At 68.8% G+C, this 17,877-nt stretch carries 17 protein-coding genes and 1 tRNA gene; 13 read left to right on the top strand and 5 right to left on the bottom strand.

What is annotated here, in order from left to right; all coding sequences use genetic code 11:
* Window positions 1-43 precede the first annotated feature (43 nt).
* From thrS to BLV25_RS06265, 4 genes are all read left to right on the top strand, one after another.
* Window positions 44-1,996, top strand: coding sequence for a threonine--tRNA ligase (gene thrS, locus BLV25_RS06250; protein ID WP_092731478.1), 1,953 nt, complete (start codon window positions 44-46; stop codon window positions 1,994-1,996).
* Window positions 1,997-2,073: 77 nt separating this feature from the next.
* Entirely contained in the window at window positions 2,074-3,243 is a 1,170-nt protein-coding gene (locus tag BLV25_RS06255) for a pyridoxal-phosphate-dependent aminotransferase family protein (protein ID WP_021073829.1), read from the top strand.
* Between the two features lie 331 nt (window positions 3,244-3,574).
* The gene (locus BLV25_RS06260) at window positions 3,575-4,483 is read left to right on the top strand and encodes a hypothetical protein (protein WP_021073831.1); all 909 of its coding nucleotides are present in this window, start codon (window positions 3,575-3,577) and stop codon (window positions 4,481-4,483) included.
* Window positions 4,484-4,683: 200 nt separating this feature from the next.
* Window positions 4,684-5,385 (top strand): hypothetical protein, encoded by a 702-nt coding sequence (locus BLV25_RS06265; RefSeq protein WP_143114393.1) that lies wholly within the window; start codon window positions 4,684-4,686, stop codon window positions 5,383-5,385.
* Window positions 5,386-5,508: 123 nt separating this feature from the next.
* Here BLV25_RS06265 and BLV25_RS06270 read toward each other — a convergent pair.
* Window positions 5,509-5,582 (bottom strand) — tRNA-Lys (locus tag BLV25_RS06270).
* Window positions 5,583-5,748: 166 nt separating this feature from the next.
* Here BLV25_RS06270 and BLV25_RS06275 point away from each other — a divergent pair.
* Complete coding sequence (locus BLV25_RS06275) at window positions 5,749-7,209, top strand: DHH family phosphoesterase (protein WP_021073834.1); 1,461 nt, start codon at window positions 5,749-5,751, stop codon at window positions 7,207-7,209.
* Between the two features lie 79 nt (window positions 7,210-7,288).
* Here the strand turns inward: BLV25_RS06275 and BLV25_RS06280 are convergent, their stop codons facing one another.
* Window positions 7,289-7,585, bottom strand: a complete 297-nt coding sequence (locus tag BLV25_RS06280) for a PRC-barrel domain-containing protein (RefSeq protein ID WP_021073835.1) — start codon at window positions 7,583-7,585, stop codon at window positions 7,289-7,291.
* 157 nt (window positions 7,586-7,742) lie between these two features.
* Here BLV25_RS06280 and BLV25_RS06285 point away from each other — a divergent pair, with 157 nt between their 5' ends.
* On the top strand, window positions 7,743-9,608 hold the full coding sequence (locus tag BLV25_RS06285) for a MutS-related protein (protein WP_092731484.1): 1,866 nt from the start codon (window positions 7,743-7,745) through the stop codon (window positions 9,606-9,608).
* Window positions 9,609-9,656: 48 nt separating this feature from the next.
* Here the strand turns inward: BLV25_RS06285 and BLV25_RS06290 are convergent, their stop codons facing one another.
* Window positions 9,657-10,313 (bottom strand): DUF6517 family protein, encoded by a 657-nt coding sequence (locus BLV25_RS06290; protein ID WP_092731487.1) that lies wholly within the window; start codon window positions 10,311-10,313, stop codon window positions 9,657-9,659.
* 275 nt (window positions 10,314-10,588) lie between these two features.
* Between BLV25_RS06290 and BLV25_RS06295 the strand changes: the two genes are divergently transcribed.
* From BLV25_RS06295 to BLV25_RS06305, 3 genes are all read left to right on the top strand, one after another.
* Window positions 10,589-10,783 carry a DUF7501 family protein gene (locus BLV25_RS06295; RefSeq protein ID WP_021073838.1) on the top strand — a complete coding sequence of 65 codons (195 nt, stop codon included), beginning with the start codon at window positions 10,589-10,591 and terminating at the stop codon, window positions 10,781-10,783.
* Window positions 10,784-10,899: 116 nt separating this feature from the next.
* Window positions 10,900-11,292, top strand: a complete 393-nt coding sequence (gene mce / locus BLV25_RS06300; protein ID WP_021073839.1) for a methylmalonyl-CoA epimerase — start codon at window positions 10,900-10,902, stop codon at window positions 11,290-11,292.
* A gap of 138 nt (window positions 11,293-11,430) precedes the next feature.
* Complete coding sequence (locus BLV25_RS06305; protein WP_092731490.1) at window positions 11,431-12,090, top strand: phosphate ABC transporter permease; 660 nt, start codon at window positions 11,431-11,433, stop codon at window positions 12,088-12,090.
* Between the two features lie 42 nt (window positions 12,091-12,132).
* Here BLV25_RS06305 and BLV25_RS06310 read toward each other — a convergent pair whose 3' ends face one another.
* The gene (locus BLV25_RS06310; RefSeq protein ID WP_092731493.1) at window positions 12,133-12,597 is read right to left on the bottom strand and encodes a DUF7529 family protein; all 465 of its coding nucleotides are present in this window, start codon (window positions 12,595-12,597) and stop codon (window positions 12,133-12,135) included.
* 213 nt (window positions 12,598-12,810) lie between these two features.
* On the opposite strand from BLV25_RS06310, the gene BLV25_RS06315 reads away from it, so the two are divergent.
* The 4 genes from BLV25_RS06315 to BLV25_RS06330 all read left to right on the top strand — a co-directional run bounded on the left by BLV25_RS06315 (window position 12,811) and on the right by BLV25_RS06330 (window position 16,282).
* Entirely contained in the window at window positions 12,811-13,575 is a 765-nt protein-coding gene (locus tag BLV25_RS06315) for a DUF7409 domain-containing protein (RefSeq protein ID WP_092731496.1), read from the top strand.
* A 140-nt stretch (window positions 13,576-13,715) separates the two neighbouring features.
* Window positions 13,716-14,534: a class I fructose-bisphosphate aldolase gene (locus BLV25_RS06320; protein ID WP_021073843.1), complete on the top strand. Its 819-nt coding sequence runs from the start codon at window positions 13,716-13,718 to the stop codon at window positions 14,532-14,534.
* On the top strand, window positions 14,534-15,451 hold the full coding sequence (locus tag BLV25_RS06325) for a class 1 fructose-bisphosphatase (protein ID WP_092731499.1): 918 nt from the start codon (window positions 14,534-14,536) through the stop codon (window positions 15,449-15,451). The genes BLV25_RS06320 and BLV25_RS06325 overlap by 1 nt, the downstream gene beginning before the upstream one ends.
* Before the next feature lie 90 nt (window positions 15,452-15,541).
* A complete protein-coding gene (locus BLV25_RS06330) occupies window positions 15,542-16,282 on the top strand; it encodes a DUF7289 family protein (RefSeq protein WP_092731502.1) in 741 nt (246 codons plus the stop codon).
* Window positions 16,283-16,336: 54 nt separating this feature from the next.
* Here BLV25_RS06330 and BLV25_RS06335 read toward each other — a convergent pair whose 3' ends face one another.
* Window positions 16,337-17,824 (bottom strand): DUF7289 family protein, encoded by a 1,488-nt coding sequence (locus BLV25_RS06335; protein ID WP_092731505.1) that lies wholly within the window; start codon window positions 17,822-17,824, stop codon window positions 16,337-16,339.
* Window positions 17,825-17,877 lie beyond the last annotated feature (53 nt).

A 17,877-nucleotide genomic window follows, 5' to 3' on the forward strand; every position in this document is an offset into this window, starting at 1 on the left:
GCATCCAACAACACTTATCCCGATCCTCCGGCTTCGCGGATATATGAGCGAGACCGATGCTCAGGCCGACGTCACGGTCGTCCTCCCGGACGGATCATCCCTCACCGTACCGGCCGGGTCGACAGTCGAGGACGTCGCCTACGAGATCGGCCCCGGGCTCGGTCGCGACACGGTCGCCGGGAAGATCGACGGCGAACTCGTGAGCAAACACGAGCCCGTCCACGACGGGGCCGAGATCGAGATCGTGACCGAGGACTCCGACGAGTATCTCACGGTCCTCCGTCACTCCGCGGCCCACGTGTTCGCCCAGGCGCTGCAGCGGCTCCACCCGGAGGCGAAGCTGACGATCGGCCCGCCGACCGACGACGGGTTCTACTACGACGTCACGGGCGTCGACCTCGACGAGGACGACCTCGCGGAGATCGAGACGGAGATGGAGGCGATCCTCGAGGCCGATTACGACATCGAGCGCGTCGAGCGCGCCCGCGAGGAGGCGCTCGACATCTACGCCGACAACCCCTTCAAACGCGACATCCTCGAGACCGAGGCGGCCGGCGAGGACCCGGTCAGCTTCTACGTCCAGGACGACTGGCAGGACCTGTGTCAGGGTCCGCACGTCGACTCGACCGGCGAGATCGGCGCCGTCACGCTGCGCAACATCTCCTCGGCCTACTGGCGCGGCGAGGAGGACAACGAGAGCCTCACGCGCGTGTACGGCACGGCCTTCGAGTCCGAATCCGACCTCGAGGAGTTCCTCGAGATGCGCGCGGAGGCCGAGGAGCGCGACCACCGGAAGATCGGCCGCGAGATGGATCTCTTCTCGATCCCCGACCACTCGCCCGGCTGCGCCCACTACCACCCGAACGGGATGCGGATCCGCCGCGAGCTCGAGGAGTACATCCGCGAGAAGAACGACGAACTCGGCTACGAGGAGGTCTGGACGCCGGAGCTGAACAAGGCCGAGCTGTGGAAGCCGACCGGCCACTACGACGCGTTCAAGGAGGCGGGCGAGATGTTCGCCTGGGAGCAGGACGACACCGAGTACGGCCTGAAGCCGATGAACTGCGCGAACCACGCGCATATCTTCGACGACGACCAACACTCCTACCGGGACCTTCCGCTGCGCTACTCCGAGTTCGGCACCGTCTACCGCAACGAGCAGTCCGGCGAGCTGTCGGGCCTCCTGCGCGTCCGCGGGCTCACCCAGGACGACGGCCACGCGTTCGTCCGTCCCGACCAGATCGAGGAGGAGATCCGCCGGACGATCGGCGTCATCGAGGAGATCTACGAGCAGTTCGACCTGGAGATCATTTATAAGATCGAGACGCAAGGGGACAACTCCGTGGGCAGCGACGACATCTGGGAGACCGCCACGGACGCGCTCCGGACCGCCCTGGAGTCGAAGGGGCTCGAATACGACGTCGAGGCCGGCGAGGCAGCCTTCTACGGCCCGAAGATCGGCCTGGACGCCCGGGACGCGATCGGCCGCGAGTGGACGATCGGCACCGTGCAGGTGGACTTCAACATCCCGCAACGACTCGATCTCACCTACACCGGCGAGGACAACGACGAGCACCACCCCGTGATGATCCACCGCGCCCTGCTCGGCAGCATCGAGCGGTTCATGGGCGTGACGATCGAGCACTTCAAGGGCAACTTCCCGCTGTGGCTGGCCCCCGAGCAGGTCCGCGTCCTGCCCGTCTCCGACGACACGCTCGGGTACGCCCACCGCGTGAAGAACGCGCTCGCCGACGCCGGCCTCCGGGTCGAGGTCGAGGACCGCGACTGGACCGTCGGCCGCAAGATCCGCCAGGCGCACGACGACCGCCTGCCGTACATGGTGATCGTCGGCGGCGACGAGGAGGAGTCGGACACCATCTCCGTGCGCGACCGCTTCGAGAACGAGGCGGACGGCGTCGAGCTGGAGGCGTTCGTCGACCATCTCGTCGCGGAGCGCGAGGAGAAGCGGACCGAGCCGAACTTCATCGACGCCTAGACCGGGTCCGTTCCGGTTCGTCCACGCCCCGACGCCCGGCCGTCGCACTTTTCACGCGTCGCTCGGTACTCGGGGGTATGTCCGACCGAGCCGAGACGCGAGGAACGGCCGAGGGCGCCCCCGACGTGGGCGAGCTGACGCCGCCGGATCGCACCCTGATGGGCCCGGGGCCGAGCGACGTTCACCCGCGCGTGCTGCGGGCGATGAGCACGCCGCTGGTGGGCCACCTCGACCCGTCGTTCGTCGAGATGATGGACGAGGTCCAGGAGCTGTTGCGGTACGCCTTCCGAACCGACAACCGGTGGACGATCCCGGTCTCGGGGACCGGTTCGGCCGCGATGGAGGCGGCGATCGGCAACCTCGTCGAGCCGGGGGACACGATGTTGGTCCCGACGAACGGCTACTTCGGCGGCCGGATGGCCTCGATGGCCGGCCGGGCCGGCGGCGAGGTCGTCGAGGTCGACGCGCCGTGGGGCGAACCGCTCGACCCGGCCGACGTCGCGGCCGCCTTCGACGAGCACCAGCCCGACGTCTTCGGGTTCGTCCACGCCGAGACGTCGACCGGCGTCCTGCAGCCCGAGGTTCCGGAGCTGACGGCCATCGCCCACGACCACGACGCGTACGTGATCGCCGACACCGTCACGTCGCTCGGCGGCGTGGAGCTGCGCGTCGACGACTGGAACGTCGACGTCGCCTATTCGGGCCCGCAGAAGTGCCTCTCCTGCCCGCCGGGCGCGAGCCCGCTCACGCTGAACGACCGCGCGATGGACAAGGTGCTCGACCGCGAGACGGACGCGCGCTCGTGGTACCTCGACCTATCCCTGCTGGAGGGCTACTGGGGCGACGACCGGTCGTACCACCACACCGCGCCGATCACCAACGTCTACGCGCTCCGCGAGGCCCTCCGGCTCGTCGCCGAGGAGGGGATCGAAAAGCGCTGGGCCCGCCATCGCGAGGTCGCCGGCGACCTGAAGGCGGGCCTGCAGGAGCTGGGCCTCGAGATGAACGCGCCGGACGACTACTGGTTGCCGAGCCTCAACGCGGTCCGAGTGCCCGACGGCGTCGACGACGCGGCGGTGATCGACCACCTGATCGCCGAGTACGACCTCGAGATCGCCGGCGGGCTCGGCGATCTGGCCGGCGACATCTGGCGGATCGGTTGTATGGGTCACTCCGCGCGCCCGAAGAACGTCGAATACCTGCTTGCCGCCCTCGAGGACGCGCTCGCCGAGCAGGGAGCTTTATAAGCGATCTCGGCCGGCGGACGAAACCGGTCCCGCGGCGGGCGAATGAAACCGGTCCCGTGGCGGGCGAATCGGTCCGGCTGGATCCGGCGCGAACCGGGGATACGCCTAAGACGCGGGCCGTCGAACCTCACCTATGGGCGACCGACCGTGCGACCGCGTGTTCTGTCCGGCGTGTGACGCGCCGGCGACGACGCAGGACGCCGAGTGTCCCGACTGCGGCGCGGCGCTCCCGGACGAGGGGCGCTAGCGCCGCGGTGCCGGTCCGGGTCAAGCACGTAACCGACGACGGGGATATATACGGGTCGTCGCCGAACCCACGGGCAGCGAGACCATGGACGACCAAACTGCCCAACTCGTGGCCGAGCTGCGTGAGGACGACGCCCGGAAGCGGGCCGTCGACCTCCTCACGGAGGCTCCGCGAACGCCCGCGGAACTGCGTTCGGAGACGGGGCTGGACGCGGCGGAACTGGATCCGATCCTCGAGGCGGCGCTCGAACAGGAGCTGCTCGAGCGCGTCGACGGGGACCGGCTGGCGCTCACGGAGTGGGGCGAGCGGGCGGCCGAGTTCGTCCTCGTGGAGGACTGGAACCCCTCGTCGCTGTCCACCAAGAAGGGACGCACGTTCGACGTCCTCGCCGACGGGGAGTGGCACTGCTCGGAGTGCGAGCTCTCGGGGTCCCAGCCGGCCGCCTACATCCGGGACTTCCGCGACGAGGGGTTCGAGTTCGTGAGCACCACCTCCGGTCGCGGCGAGTACGCCAGACGGTACTGTGAGACCTGCGGCGAGGAGACGACCCACCGGCGGCTCAAGTACGCCTTCCCGAGCGCCAAGCCGATCACCCGTCAGGAGATGCCCGAGTCGTTCAAAAAGCGGGTCCGCGAGCTCTACGACGGGCGGGACGCCTTCGACCTGTCGACGCCCGGCGGGACGCCGGAGGTCGACCACCGACGGCCGCGGATCCGGTGGGACGAGCCGGAGGACTTCGACTACGAGTCGATGAGCGACGCGGCGATCCGCGAGCACTTCCAGATCCTCTCGGGACAGCACAACCTCCTCAAGAGCCGCCAGTGCGAGCAGTGCGTCGAGACCGGCGAGCGGCCGCCGTTTTTCGGGGTCGAGTTCTACTACGAGGGCGGCCCCGAATACGAGGACGACGTCGGGTGTGAGGGCTGTGGCTGGTACAACCCGCACCGGTGGCGCGACGCCCTCACGGACGTGATCGAGCGCGCCGAGGAGTGACGGACCGGAACCGCCGGGCGATCGAGCGAGCCGTCGACCGATCGTCGGTCGAAATCGAAACGGTCGGCGACGGTGCACGTCCACGGTCGGTGACGGATCACCGGTCTCGCGAGGGTCGGTGCTTCACAACCGCCGGCGTCAATCCCCTCGGATAGTGGCAACGGACAAACCTTTAGTGGGTCGGAAACCGGCGTGTTTCTGTGAATACTTCGAACTCCGTTACTCGTCGCCGACTTCTCTCCGGGGTGCCGACTGCTGCACTGCTCTCGATCACCGGCTGTGTTGGTGGAGGCGACTCCCAGGACGACGTCCAGGATTCGGACGGTGACGGAGTGATCGATAGCCAGGACTACGCTCCACAGGACCCGGACGTTCAGGAGAAGAGCGACTTCCAGGATACGGAGACGACGCCCGAGGCACCTCCCGAAACGACGACTGAGGCTGCTCCCGAAACGACGACTCCAGCCACACGACTGGCTGACGAAGCATTCACCGAATACAGCGCGGGCGTGAATGACACCGACTCGGGTGAATCGGAGTGGGGAACTGGAAACGATTTCATCAACTCGGATGACTTTACGGGGGCTAAATCAGCGTTCCAAGACGCACGAGAGGGATATGCCGAGGCGAAACGGCATTTCGAGACGACCGTCGAGTTGACCGTCCAGCTCGGCAACCAGGACGCGAACGAGGTAGCAAGCGATGCCCTTCGGACGGCGGAAAAGAACGTCACTGCTGCAAATAAAGTGATTGATTCGATGGATGCGGCCATTGAATACGGAGTTGACTCCGACGAATACGACCAAGCGGCACGAGAAGCGCGCGAGTACGTGGATGAGACGTCGAATGATGGGTATGAAATCGGTGGGGTGGACGAGTTCAGAGACACGTTAAACGTCTGATGTGCTGGGATGGGAGGGATTTGAACCTCGCTCACACGTGCTCGCTTCGCTGCGCGCGTGTTCGCTGATTCAAATCCCTCCACCGTAACGCCGTCGCTCGCGAGTTTGCTCGCGACGGCAGGACGGGCCGGGAGGGATTTGAACCCCCGACCGACGGATTAAGAGTCCGTCGCTCTCCCTAACTGAGCTACCGGCCCTCACGTCCCCCTACCCGGGTCACCATAAAAGGACTTTCGTCTTCGCGGTCCGGTGGTTCCCCGTTCCGCGGTCCGGTTCCCCACGCCGCCGGCGACGCTATCGTTCTCGATACCGGGGGACGCAAGCGCGCCTATTAAGTGTCGGGCCGCCGGAACCTGCGTACCGATGAGTACAGGGGCGAGCGGGACGGCACGGACGCGATACGCGATCCTCGGCTGTGGAAGCGTCGGCCACGCGGTGGCCGAGTCGCTGACCGACCGCGGCAAGGACGTGTTGATCCTCGACCGCGACGAGAGCCGGGTCGAGGCGCTCCGCGACCAGGACCTCAACGCCCAGGTGCAGGACATCGCCGACCCGAGCGTCGCGGACGTCGTCGCCGACCGGGACATCGTCCTCATCCTGGCCTCCGACGTCGAGGCGAACAAGGACGCGGTCACGGCGCTCCGGGAGCGCAGCGACGACCACTACGTCGTCGTCCGCGCCTCCGACCCCGTCAGCGAGGACGAGCTGCGCGAGCTGGGCGCCGACGTGGTGATCAACCCCTCCACGGTGATCGCCGACTCCGCGCTGCGCTCGCTGGAGACCGGCGAACTGGAGTATATGGCCCGCCAGCTCGCCGACATCCTCTCCGAGACGGACGGGGAGATGGCGATCCTGACCCACGACAACCCCGATCCCGATTCGATCGCCTCCGCGACCGCGTTGCAGGCGATCGCGGAGTCGTACGACGTCGAGGCCCACATCATCTACCCGGGCGAGGTCGGCCACCAGGAGAACCGCGCGTTCGTCAACCTGCTCGGGATCGAGCTGCGCTCGCGTGCGGAGGCCCCGCCGCTTGCCGACTACGAGACGATCGCGCTCGTCGACCACGCCAAATCCGGCGACCCCGAGATCACGATCGAGGCGGACGTCGACGTCTACATCGACCACTTCGACTCCGACCGCGAATACGACGCCCGGTTCGTCGACATCCGCACGAACGTCTCCTCGACGTCGACGATCCTCACGAAATATCTCCAGGAGTTCGACCTGTCGCCCTCGGAGGCGGTCGCGACCGCCCTTCTGTACGGCATCCGGGCGGAGACGCTGGATTTCAAACGCGACACCACGCCTGCGGACCTGACCGCCGCGGCCTACCTTCACCCGTTCGCGAACCACGACACCCTCGAGCAGGTCGAGTCGCCCTCGATGTCGCCGGAGACGCTCGACGTGCTCGCGGAGGCGATCCAGAACCGCCAGGTACAGGGTAGCCACCTCTTCTCCAGCGCCGGCTTCATCCGCGACCGGGACGCCCTCTCGCAGGCGGCCCAACACCTGCTCAACCTCGAGGGGATCACCACGACCGCGGTGCTCGGCGTCGCCGACGAACACATCTACCTCGCGGCGCGCTCGAAGGACATCCGCATCAACATCGGCAACGTCCTCCAGGACGCCTTCGAGGATATGGGCGAGGCGGCCGGCCACTCCACGCAGGGCTCCGTCGAGATCCCGCTCGGCATCTTCACGGGGATCGAGACGAACGAGGAGAACCGGGACACGCTGTTGCAGCTCACCGAGGAGGCGGTCCGCCGCAAGCTCTTCGACGCGATGGGCGTCGAGGGGTCCGAGGGGTCGAACGGGTCGTAGTCGGCTGGGTCGGAGCCGGTCGGGTCGGAGCCGGTCGGGTCGCCGTCGTCGGTCGTCGACGACGCACCCGTCCCGCCGACTACGCGACCGCTTCGTCGACGTCCTCGTCGCCCTCGACGTCGAGCCGCTCGATCACGTCGTTGATGAGGATGACGTCGCCGACCGCGCGGACCCAGCGATACGGAACGATGACGCCCTGACCGGGCTGGACGCGCGACCGGAAGAGCTCGCCGTTCAGCTCCGCGAGCGCGAGCCCGGTGACGGCCTCGGCGTCGAGGTCGAGACGGACGTCCTCGACCTCGCCGACGAACACTCCGTTGTTCGAGTACACTTCGCGACCGACGAGGCTCGTGATCTCGTCCGGCGTTGGTTCCATACACGCGTGGTCACCAGCGTGCCTATTAAGCATTGGCTGTCCGGCCGACGGGCGTCTGACGGCGACCGTCGGAGCCGGCCACGCGCTGCACCGCGGCCGCCGGGGACGGCGACGCGAACGGCGAAAGTACCAAGCCGACACGTCGAGACGAACGCGTATGCGACTGGCGGACTACTGGGGCGTCGGCCCGAAGACGAGCGAGCAGCTCACGGCGGAACTCGGCGCGGAGGCGGCCATCGAGGCGATCGAGTCCGCGGACGTTCGCGCGCTCGTCGACGCGGGGATCCCGCGCGGACGCGCGACTCGGATCCTCCGACGTGCCGCGGGCGAGGCGGAAATGGACGTGCTCGCGACCGGCGACACGCGGTCGGTCTACGACGACCTGCTCTCGCGCGCCGCCGGCTACGCGCTCACCGACCACGCCGCCGACCGGATCCGCGTGCTCACCCCGCTGGCGGACCGCGACCGACTCGAGGACCGCCTCACGGACGTCCTCGCGGCACGGGACGCCTGGACGGACCTGACCGACGCGGACCGCGAGCGGGTGCGGGAGGCCTTCGCGGCCTACGACGAGGCCGGCGGGTCCGACCGAGCGGCCGTGGAGACCGCGATCACGCTCAGGGAGGTCGATCTGGCGGGCGAGCCGTTCGCCCCGCTGGCCGACCTCGACCCGGAGACGCTCCGGGAGGCGGCCGGCGCGCTGGGATACCTCCGGGAGCCGACGGCGTCGGACGGGCGGGGGGACGGGACCGGGGACGACGTCGAGGTCCTCGAGGGTGCCGACGCGGAGCTCGACCGGCTGCGCGAGCAGCTCGCCGAGGCGAGCGAGCTCGAGTCGTCCGCGTTCGACGTGATCGACGCCGTGCGGGACGGCACGGTCCGTGATTTCGAGTCGTTCAAGGGCGGCGTGGTCGACCACGTGGCGACGCGGACGTCGATCGATCCCGGCCGGATACGGGCCGCCGCCCCCGAGGACGCGGTCGACGCGGCCGACTTCGTCTCGGGAACCCTGCGGACGCTGCGCGAGGAGCTGTCCGAGACGGTCGCCGAGCGCGAGGCGACCGTGGCCGCGGACCTCCGTGACCGGATCCACGGGGCTGACGGCGACGTCGAGACCGCCGTCGAGGTCGTCTCGGAGGTGGCGTTCCTGCTCTCGCTGGGCCGGTTTGCGGCCGCGGAGGACCTCCGGCGCCCCGAGCTCGTCGCGGACGGGCTCGCGGTGTATCGCGCCCGAAACCTCTTCATCGAGGGTCCGGTCGAACCGGTCACCTACGCGGTCGGGGACCATTCGATCGGTTCCGGCTCGGATACCGACGATTCGAGCGACGAAGTGGAACACGGCGGCGCGATGGACGCCGGCCACCGGTCGCCCGCGCCCGCGGCGTCGGCGTTGCCGCCGACGGGCGACCGCGTGACGGTCCTCACCGGAGCGAACTCGGGCGGGAAGACGACGCTGCTCGAGACGCTGTGTGCGGTCGCGCTGCTCGCCGCGATGGGGCTTCCCGTGCCGGCCGATCACGCCGAGGTCGGCCGGTTCGACCGGATCGTCTTCCATCGGCGGCACGCCTCCTTCAACGCCGGCGTGCTCGAGTCGACGCTCAAGTCGGTCGTGCCGCCGCTCGTGGAGTCGGGCCGGACGCTGATGCTCGTCGACGAGTTCGAGGCGATCACCGAGCCCGGACGGGCCGCCGACCTGTTGAACGGGCTCGTCGACCTGACGGTCGACCGGGGCGCGCTCGGCGTGTACGTCACCCACCTCGCGGACGACCTGAGCCCGCTGCCGGATCGCGCGCGGATCGACGGGATCTTCGCCGAGGGACTCACGCAGGACCTGGCGTTGCAGGTGGACTACCAGCCGCGGTTCGGAACCGTGGGCAAATCGACGCCGGAGTTCATCGTCTCGCGGCTCGTGGCGAACGCCGACGACCGGGCCGTCCGCGGCGGCTTCGAACGCCTGGCCGAGGCGATCGGCGAGGAGGCCGTTCAACGGACGCTCTCGGACGTTCGATGGTCGCCGGAATAACCGGGAGTGTGCCTGCGCGCCGCGGACCGGAACGAGCCCGGTCGGGCCTCAGGCCTCGACCGGGTGCTCGAGCGAGTCGAGCAGCGTCTCGACGTTCGCTCGTTCCTGGTCGGCCAGCTGCTGGGGATAGATCCCGACCGGGATGAGGAAGTCCTCCTCGTGTCGCAGCGACCCGGTATGAACGTTCACGTCGACCTCCTGGCCCTGGAAGGTCGCCGTGCCGGCGAAGATCGCGACCTCGTAGTCGGTGCCGAGCGTCGTGGCGGTGGTCCGTGCCCGCTCGTCGGTCACGCGCAGTCCCTCGTACTGTGAGGCGACCAGGTCGACGAGTTCGGCCTCGCCGTACTCGCTGACCGGGTTGAGCGACTGCCCGGCGATCTCGAAGGCCGGCGTCGAGACGACGGCGAACACTCCGGCTCGCGCGTCGCCGAGGAGCGGGATCTCGAAGGACTTCTCGTAGGTCGCCACCGCGTTCGTGGCGATCACCGTTCGCTCCTGGCCGGCGATCTCGAAGGTCTCCTCGAGCGTTTGCTCCTCGATACCCTGCAGCTCGTAGCCGGTCGCCTCCGAGACGTTCGGCTGGACGCGAGCCGGACTCGCGCTCTCCTCGAGCGGCTCCGACCCCGTGAGAAACCCGAGACAGCCGCTCGCGGACGCGAGCGTCGCCGCACCGATCCCCCCGACGATCGACCGTCGCGTTGGCATGACTCCGAGTTACGAGCGTGTATATATAAACGGCGTGGCGCGACGGCGTCGTGCCGGATGGCCATACCGAGCGAGGTCCGGGCACGCACGGACACGACACGTTCGGCTTCGACTCACGTTCGGCTTCAAACGAGGGTTTCATTTTTGTCTTTTCAGGCCGATTCTGGGGAACGATCGTTTTATTATAACCGAGTAATAATGGTATTTAAGCTATATATGGTCGAATATATGCATTAAACTGAAATTATAAGTGGTTCAGTTGCCTACCGGCGGATATGTCAACCCGATCGTCGACGACGCTCGACCCGACCTGGACCGATCCGACCGACTGTCCCTTCTGCGGCGCGTCGCTTCCCGACCCAGGGGCGGGGTTCGTCGACCACATTCGCGAGAACGAGGCGTGCGAGGAGGGCTTCGACGACTGGCGGGAGAACGTCACCGGGGACATCCGCGGCGGGTGGAGCGGATAAACTACCCTACACTACTTCCTCGGCGCTCTGCGCCTCGCTCCGTGAGGTCGGAGGCTCCACCTCGAATTATGCTGATCGCGGACGTCTTTTAAGTCGTCTCCGGCGGACGACCCGGTATGGAGCTTCACCACGTCGGGATCGCGACCCGCGACGTCGACGCGCTCGCGTCCCTGTTCGCCGACCTGCTGGGGATGTCGGTCGTCCACGAGGAGCAGGTCGACGGGATGCGGGTCGTGTTTTTACGGGGTGACGGGGGCGGACGTCTCGAGCTGCTCGAACCGGCCGCCGACGGCCCGATCGCGACCTACCTCGACCGGCACGGACCGGGGATCCACCATCTCGCGCTGTCGACCGCCGACGTCGCGGCCGCGCTCGAACGGGCTCGCGAGCTCGGCGCGGAGCCGATCGACGACGCCCCGCGGCCGGGGGCGTGGGGACACGAGGTCGCGTTCCTCCACCCGGACTCGACCGGCGGCGTGCTTCTGGAGTTCGTCGCGGCGTCGCAGTGATCCGGATTCCGCATCAGCAACCCGGATCTCGCATCGGCAACCCGGATCTCGCATCGGCAACCCGGATCTCGTTTCGCCGACCCGAATGTCGTTTCGTTGACGACGGTTTTTAAGTAACGGCGCGCAGGATGGGGACGTATGGTCGCGTTCGAAGCCGTCGACGTCGCGTTGGTGATCGCCGGACTGTTGCTGGCGTTCGTCGGCGCCGCGGTCTCGGTGTACGCCGTGACGCTCACGGGCTTTCTGGTCGGCGGCGGGATCGGATCCCTGATCGCCCCGTCGCTGGCCGGAGTCGTCGGGCTCGAGGGGTTCGCGCTCTCCGCGGTCGCCGTCCTCGTCGGCGGCGTGGCCGGCGCGGTGCTCGCGTACGCGGGACTCTCGGTCGCCGTCCTCGGGATCGGCGCCGTCGTCGGCGCCTTCCTCGGCCGCTTCGCCGTCGGCCCGTTCTACGTGGAGGGACTCCTCCCGCTTGCCGGCGCGACGCTGGCGGGGATGGCCGCGGGCGCGCTGCTCGGATTCGTGCTCACGCGAACGACCCTCGTGTTCTCGACCGGGTTCATCGGCGCCGCCTTCGCCTCCCGGTCGCTGACGGTCGCCGACTTCGAGGCGGCCGCCGACCCGCTCTCGTTCGCGCCGCTGCTGTTCGACCCGACGGCTCCCGCGTTCCTCGCGGTCCTCGTCTTGGGGATACTCACCCAGCTGGGGCTGTTCCGGCTCGGGTACGTCACGACGCTCGTCGGGCTTCTCCCCGGCGCGCGACGGTGGACCGCGAGCGACGACGGCTCGGAGTCGGCCTGAGCGCGTCGCTGCCGCCGGCGCCGTGGTGGAGGTTCGGAGTGCCTACTCGTCGCCCGCGGACAGCGGCGTGAGGAAGGGATCGGGATTCTCGTGGATGAACGCGCCGGCCGCCGCGCCGTCGTCGCCGATGAACCGGGTCCGGAACTCGCCGGCGTCCCGCGCGTCATCGGCGATCTCCTCGAGGTCGGCGAGCGGGATCGCCCCGGCCAACAGTATCATCCGTTCCTCGTCGGTGGCCCGCAGCTCGGTCACGAGGTAGAGCGTCTCGTCGGCGGTCGCGGCGTACACCGAGGAGTCGGTTATCGTGTCGGTGCCGACCTCCTCGATCGCCGTCGCCTCCTCGCCCGGGAGGATGTACGTGATCCCTACCGGCGGGCGTTCGATGATCCCCGTCGCCGAGGCAGTGACGGTGACGACGTCCCAGCCGCGCTCGCGGTAGCCCTCGGCCATCGCGTCCCGGTCGGCGAGGGTCGCGTCCCACGCGTCGTCGGGGTCGGTCTCGTCCATATCCACCGTCTCGCCCACGCGTGGAAAAAGACGGTGGTCGGTCGGGAACGCCGGCGAACGCGAGAGCGGGAGGTCGACCGATGCGGGGACGGGACTGCCCGAGCGCCGGCGCGTCGGCGTGCGGGACGACCGCCGGTCAAGGGTTGGCGAATCGACACGCGGAGAAACGTTGAAGTGTCGGATCGACGAACGGCCGGTATCCGGTGATCGACCGTGACTGAGACCACGTCGTCCGACGGTGACCCCGATCCGACCGACCTCCGGTGGGTCGGCCCCGCGACGGCGACCGAACTCGACGCGGCCGGGATCGACGCGACGGACATCACCGCCAAGCGCGTCTCCTACCGACTGCTCGTCGACGCGGGGGTGAATCCCGGCGTCGCCGCCAAGATCCGCCGCGAGCACTCGCTGTCGTGGTCCTTCGAGGCGGGCGATGGTCTCGAGAGCCGGTCGGCGCAGGTCCGCGGGCTCGGCCGCGAGGAGGCCGACTGGATCGCGGCCTCCGCCGGCGACTGGGCCGACCGCTCGGTCACGGGCGAGGACGAGAACGCGGACGCGGACGGAAACGCGGACGGGAATGAGAACGCGGACGGAGACGAGAACCGAACCGCGAACGAAGACGGCTCGAACGACCCGACGAACGACGCGTGGTCGCCCGGCGACTGGCCCGACGTCGATGGTCGGGACGCCGCCCGATCCGACGAGACGGCTTCACCGTCCGGACGATCGGAGGCGGAGGCCGACGGCAGCGGCGACCCCGAACTGGCGGAGGCGGCCTGGCGAAAGCGGTCCCGGCCCACGCCGGTGACCGATCTCGAGGCCGTCGATCGAGCCGGCGCCGACCTGCTGTCCGAGGCCGGGATCACGTCGGTTCGGAGCCTCGCGACCGCCGACCCGGAGCACGTGGCGGACGTGTTGGACGTCGACGCCGATCGAGTGAGCGGCTGGCACGAGGCGGCGCGGTCGGCGAGCGACTGAGGGGACGCGGTCGACAAGGATTGAGGGGACGCGGTCGGCAGGACTCGTGGCACCTGAACGCGACCACGCCTGAGCCCCAACGACGACCGCGAGCGACGGTACCGTAGTGTTTTTGATGACGTTGCCGGAACGTGTACACGATGATTCACGACGCCGACGACGCCATCACGCGAGACGGCAAGCTCCTGATCCTGGCGTACGACCACGGGCTCGAGCACGGTCCGGTCGACTTCGAGCCGAACCCGGAGACGGCGGATCCGGAGCGTGTCTTCGAGCTGGCGACCCACGACGCGGTGACCGCGCTGGCCGTCCAGAAGGGTGTCGCGGAGGCGTACTATCCGTACTACGAGTCGGACGTCTCCCTCCTGTTGAAGATCAACGGCACCTCGAACCTCTGGATGGGCGAGCCCGACTCCGCGGTCAACTGCTCGGTCGAGTACGCCGCCGACCTGGGCGCCGACGCGATCGGCTTCACCCTCTACGGCGGCTCGAACCACGAGATCGAGATGGCCGAGGAGTTCCGCGACGCGCAGGAGGACGCCCGGGAGCACGATATGGGCGTCGTGATGTGGTCGTACCCGCGCGGACAGGGGCTGAAGAACGACACGAGTCCGGACACGATCGCCTACGCGGCCCGCCAGGGCCTCGAGCTCGGCGCGGACGTCGCGAAGGTGAAGTACCCCGGATCCGCCGCGGCGATGGCCGAGGCCGTCCGGATGGCGGGTCCGACGAAGGTCGTGATGTCCGGCGGCTCGAAGACCGACGACCGCTCGTTCCTCGAGACGGTCGAGTCGGCGATCGACGCCGGCGCGAAGGGACTGGCGGTCGGCCGGAACGTCTTCCAGCGGGAGAACCCGGTCCAACTCCTCGACGCGCTCGAGGGCGTCATCTTCGAGGAGCTCCCGGCGGCCGAGGCGCTGGAGCAGGCCGGCGGGGATCCGGAGACCGCGGCCGAGTGATGTCGGACGACGACTCCGCAGGCGACCGCACCGTTCGGGACGTCGTCGAATCGGTGTTCGACGTGGTCGCCGCCGCGGCCCCGGAGATCCGCCGGGCGCTTCCCGGCCGGCGCGTCGAGAGCGGGACGGACAACCCCTCCGGCGAGACCGTGATGGCCGCGGACGTCTATGCCGACGAGCTTTTGGCGGACCGACTCGCCGCGGTCGACGACGTCGGGGAGTTCGCAAGCGAGGAGCGGGAGTCGGTCGCGGATGTTGGGACCGGTCTCGCGGTCGCGATCGATCCCCTCGACGGCTCCTCGAATCTCCAGTCGAACAACGCGATGGGCACCGTCGTCGGGGTCTACGACGCTTCGCTTCCCGCCTCGGGCCGGGACCTGGTGGGGGCGGGCTACGTCCTCTACGGACCCATCACCACGATGGTCGTCGCGACCGCGGACGGCGTCCGCGAGGAGGTCGTGGAGGCGACGACCGCGCCCGGCGAGGGCGGCGAGAATGCGGGAGGAACCGTGACCCGGTCGGTCGTCGAGGAGTCGATCGAGCTGCCCGCGGACCCGACCGTCTACGGGTTCGGCGGGCGCGTCCCCGACTGGCCGCCCGACTTCGAGTCGTACGCCCGCGAGATCGAATCGGAGCTCAAGCTGCGGTACGGCGGCGCGATGGTCGGCGACGTCAACCAGGTGCTCACCTACGGCGGGGTGTTCGCCTATCCGGCCCTGCAGAGCGCTCCCAACGGGAAGCTCCGCCTCCAGTTCGAGGCGAACCCGATCGCCTACGTCCTGGAGCAGGCGGGCGGCGCGGGATCCGACGGCGAGCGGGACCTCCTCGACGTTGAACCGGACGGGCTCCACCAGCGAGTCCCGCTCCACGTCGGCTCGGAACGGTTGATCGACCGGCTCGAGGACGCGCTGGCGTAAGGCGGGACTTGGCGGCAGGATGCTTGCGGGAGAGTCCGCTCCGCCTCACTCGCCGAGAAGCCTTATTACTGCTCGGGCGGTGGGTCCGGTATGTTCCGCGGGGAGGACCGGGGGGTCAGCGAGGTGCTCGGGTTCGTGCTCGTCTTCTCGCTGATCGTCGCCTCGGTCGGGATCGTCTTCACGGCCGGTCTGAGCGGCCTGCAGGACGTGCGCGACGCCGAGCGCGTCACCAACGGCGAACGCGCCATCGACGTTCTCGCGGAGAACTACGACGACGTCCTGACCGGCGCGCCCTCGCGATCGACGCAGATCCGGCTCGCGGATGCCAGCCTGCGGATCGGCGACCCCGTGACGTTCGAACTGGAGAACGAGACCGATCCGCTGAACGTGTCGCGGATCACGTTCGCCGTCGACGACGAGGCGGTCCACTTCGTCGACGGCGCGGTCATTCGCGAGAGTCCCGGCGGGGCCGTGATGCTGCGCGAGCCGAGCGGCGTTCTCGACGCGAGGACGGTCGTCCATCGAACCCGACTCCGCACCGGCGGCGTTCCCGCGGTGGTCGGCGGCGGGGACCGTACGGTACAGGTGCGATTGGAACGTCGCGGCCAGTCGAGCGTGCGCGTCGTGACCGCCCCGACGAGCGTGACGCACAACGTCACGACGGACGCGGACACGATCGGCGCGTGGCGTCGCCACTACGAATCCCGGGGCGGGTCGTGTGACGTGACCGAGGACGTCGAGGGGACGGGTCGTGACCGCCTCTCGTGTACGTTCACGGGCGTCGAGGAGCTCCGGATCGTGAACCACGACGTCGCGCTCTCGGTCGAGTGATCCGGCGAACTCGACGATAGGCCGTTCTCAGGCGAACTCCAGGATACGCCATTCTCAGGCGAACTCGACGACGACGCCGTTCTCGGTGATGTGGAGGTAGGTGATGTACCGCCCTTCCCCGCTCGCGTCGTATCTGAGCGTCAACGCGGAGGAGTCGGGATCGAGCTGATTGCCCTCGCCGTTGCCGCCGGTCGCGTACTCGACCTCGAGGTCGAAGCTCGGGCCGAGCTGCGCGGCGTAGTAGCCCACGGGCTCTATCACGGCGATCGATTCGCCGTCGCTCCGCGTCACCTCGTTGCCGTCCGTGCCGACGATCGTCGCGTCGTCGTTCACGCTCCCCCAGTCGTAGACGGCGTCGTCGGGAGCCGAATCCGTGGTGTAGGTGAACTCCTCCGTGCTGGCGAAATCGACCGTCAGGTCGCCGTCGCCGCTACAGCCGGCGAATTCGTTGTCCGGCTCGGTGCCGGTCGAATCACGCAGCCGCCAGTGGTGTGTGTCGGTCCCGTTGCCGTAGAGGATATGCGTATCGAAGGTCGCCTCGCATATCGGCGTCCCCGCTCCCTGTCCGTTGTCGAACTCGAGCAGGGCCTCGAACCGCCGATCGCCGTTCTCGGCGTGGAAGCTGACCCACGCGTTGTTCGGGTTTGAGATCGCCAATTCCGTCGAGAAGTCCTCGAGGGCTCCCTCGCCGGCCAGTCCTCGGACCGGGACCGACCCGCCGTCGCCGGGCCACTCGAAGACCCCGCCGCCGCCGATCGCCTCGAGCTCGAGGAACACGGTGCGGCTCGTGTCGACGTCGTCGGTGACGTCGGCGGGAAGGTCCGCGGGATTGACGACGTTGCCGGTCGTTCGGCGCTCGAAGTACTCCCGCCAGCCGTCGTGGTAGTCGCTCTCGACGGCGACGACGACCGAGCCGTTCGTGACGGGATTCGTGGAGTCCGGATCCGCGGGGTCCGGGAACACCCGGGTCGTCCCGTCGCCGGTCAGTCGAACCCGCGAGGGGCCGCCGCTCGCCACCGTCTCGCCGGCGGTCACCGAAACGATCGGGAGGGTCAACGTGGCACCGCGGTAGTGGAACTGCGGCGGGGAGACCATCCGGGCCGCGCCGCCGCCGTCGGTCCGCCAGACGCCGCCGCCCTGATACGCGACGGTGTGGTTCCCGTTCCGGTAGACGACCGACCCGAGTGTACTGTCCGCGAGGGTGTGTGCCTGGTCGTTCCCGCTTTCGTTCACGTGCCACACCTGCATCCGGCCGGCCTCCTCCGCGACCGCCATCGTCCCCTCCGTGTCGCCGGTCGCCATCGATTGGGTCCCCGTCTCGCCGAGGGCGACCATCGACGCCTGCGAGGCGAACTGGGTCATCACGTGCTCGCTCCGCTCGACGTCGGCCGTTTGCTGGGTGTCCGTGATCGCGGCTGACCCGAACGTGACCACGGTGAGCGTCCCGACGAGGGTGATCCCGATCAGGAGCACGACGCCGATCGGCGCGGTGGCCGCTCGGTCCGCTCCGTCCCCCCGAAGATGTCCCCCGACGCCCGTCATATGGGCGCCAGTACGCCGCGACCGGCCTTAAGGGTACGCCCGAGGCGATGGCG

Source organism: Halopenitus persicus (assembly GCF_900107205.1).
Classification (GTDB): Archaea; Halobacteriota; Halobacteria; order Halobacteriales; family Haloferacaceae; genus Halopenitus; species Halopenitus persicus.

Bases quoted from the DNA above. Each gene is read 5' to 3' on its own strand.
- BLV25_RS06325 (WP_092731499.1), top strand. From the start codon at position 14,534: ATGTCGGACGACGACTCCGCAGGCGACCGCACCGTTCGGGACGTCGTC.
- BLV25_RS06330 (WP_092731502.1), top strand. From the start codon at position 15,542: ATGTTCCGCGGGGAGGACCGGGGGGTCAGCGAGGTGCTCGGGTTCGTG.
- thrS (WP_092731478.1), top strand. From the start codon at position 44: ATGAGCGAGACCGATGCTCAGGCCGACGTCACGGTCGTCCTCCCGGAC.
- BLV25_RS06320 (WP_021073843.1), top strand. From the start codon at position 13,716: ATGATTCACGACGCCGACGACGCCATCACGCGAGACGGCAAGCTCCTG.
- BLV25_RS06285 (WP_092731484.1), top strand. From the start codon at position 7,743: ATGCGACTGGCGGACTACTGGGGCGTCGGCCCGAAGACGAGCGAGCAG.
- BLV25_RS06310 (WP_092731493.1), bottom strand. From the start codon at position 12,597: ATGGACGAGACCGACCCCGACGACGCGTGGGACGCGACCCTCGCCGAC.
- BLV25_RS06335 (WP_092731505.1), bottom strand. From the start codon at position 17,824: ATGACGGGCGTCGGGGGACATCTTCGGGGGGACGGAGCGGACCGAGCG.
- BLV25_RS06290 (WP_092731487.1), bottom strand. From the start codon at position 10,313: ATGCCAACGCGACGGTCGATCGTCGGGGGGATCGGTGCGGCGACGCTC.
- BLV25_RS06275 (WP_021073834.1), top strand. From the start codon at position 5,749: ATGAGTACAGGGGCGAGCGGGACGGCACGGACGCGATACGCGATCCTC.
- BLV25_RS06295 (WP_021073838.1), top strand. From the start codon at position 10,589: ATGTCAACCCGATCGTCGACGACGCTCGACCCGACCTGGACCGATCCG.
- BLV25_RS06280 (WP_021073835.1), bottom strand. From the start codon at position 7,585: ATGGAACCAACGCCGGACGAGATCACGAGCCTCGTCGGTCGCGAAGTG.
- mce (WP_021073839.1), top strand. From the start codon at position 10,900: ATGGAGCTTCACCACGTCGGGATCGCGACCCGCGACGTCGACGCGCTC.
- BLV25_RS06260 (WP_021073831.1), top strand. From the start codon at position 3,575: ATGGACGACCAAACTGCCCAACTCGTGGCCGAGCTGCGTGAGGACGAC.
- BLV25_RS06255 (WP_021073829.1), top strand. From the start codon at position 2,074: ATGTCCGACCGAGCCGAGACGCGAGGAACGGCCGAGGGCGCCCCCGAC.
- BLV25_RS06305 (WP_092731490.1), top strand. From the start codon at position 11,431: ATGGTCGCGTTCGAAGCCGTCGACGTCGCGTTGGTGATCGCCGGACTG.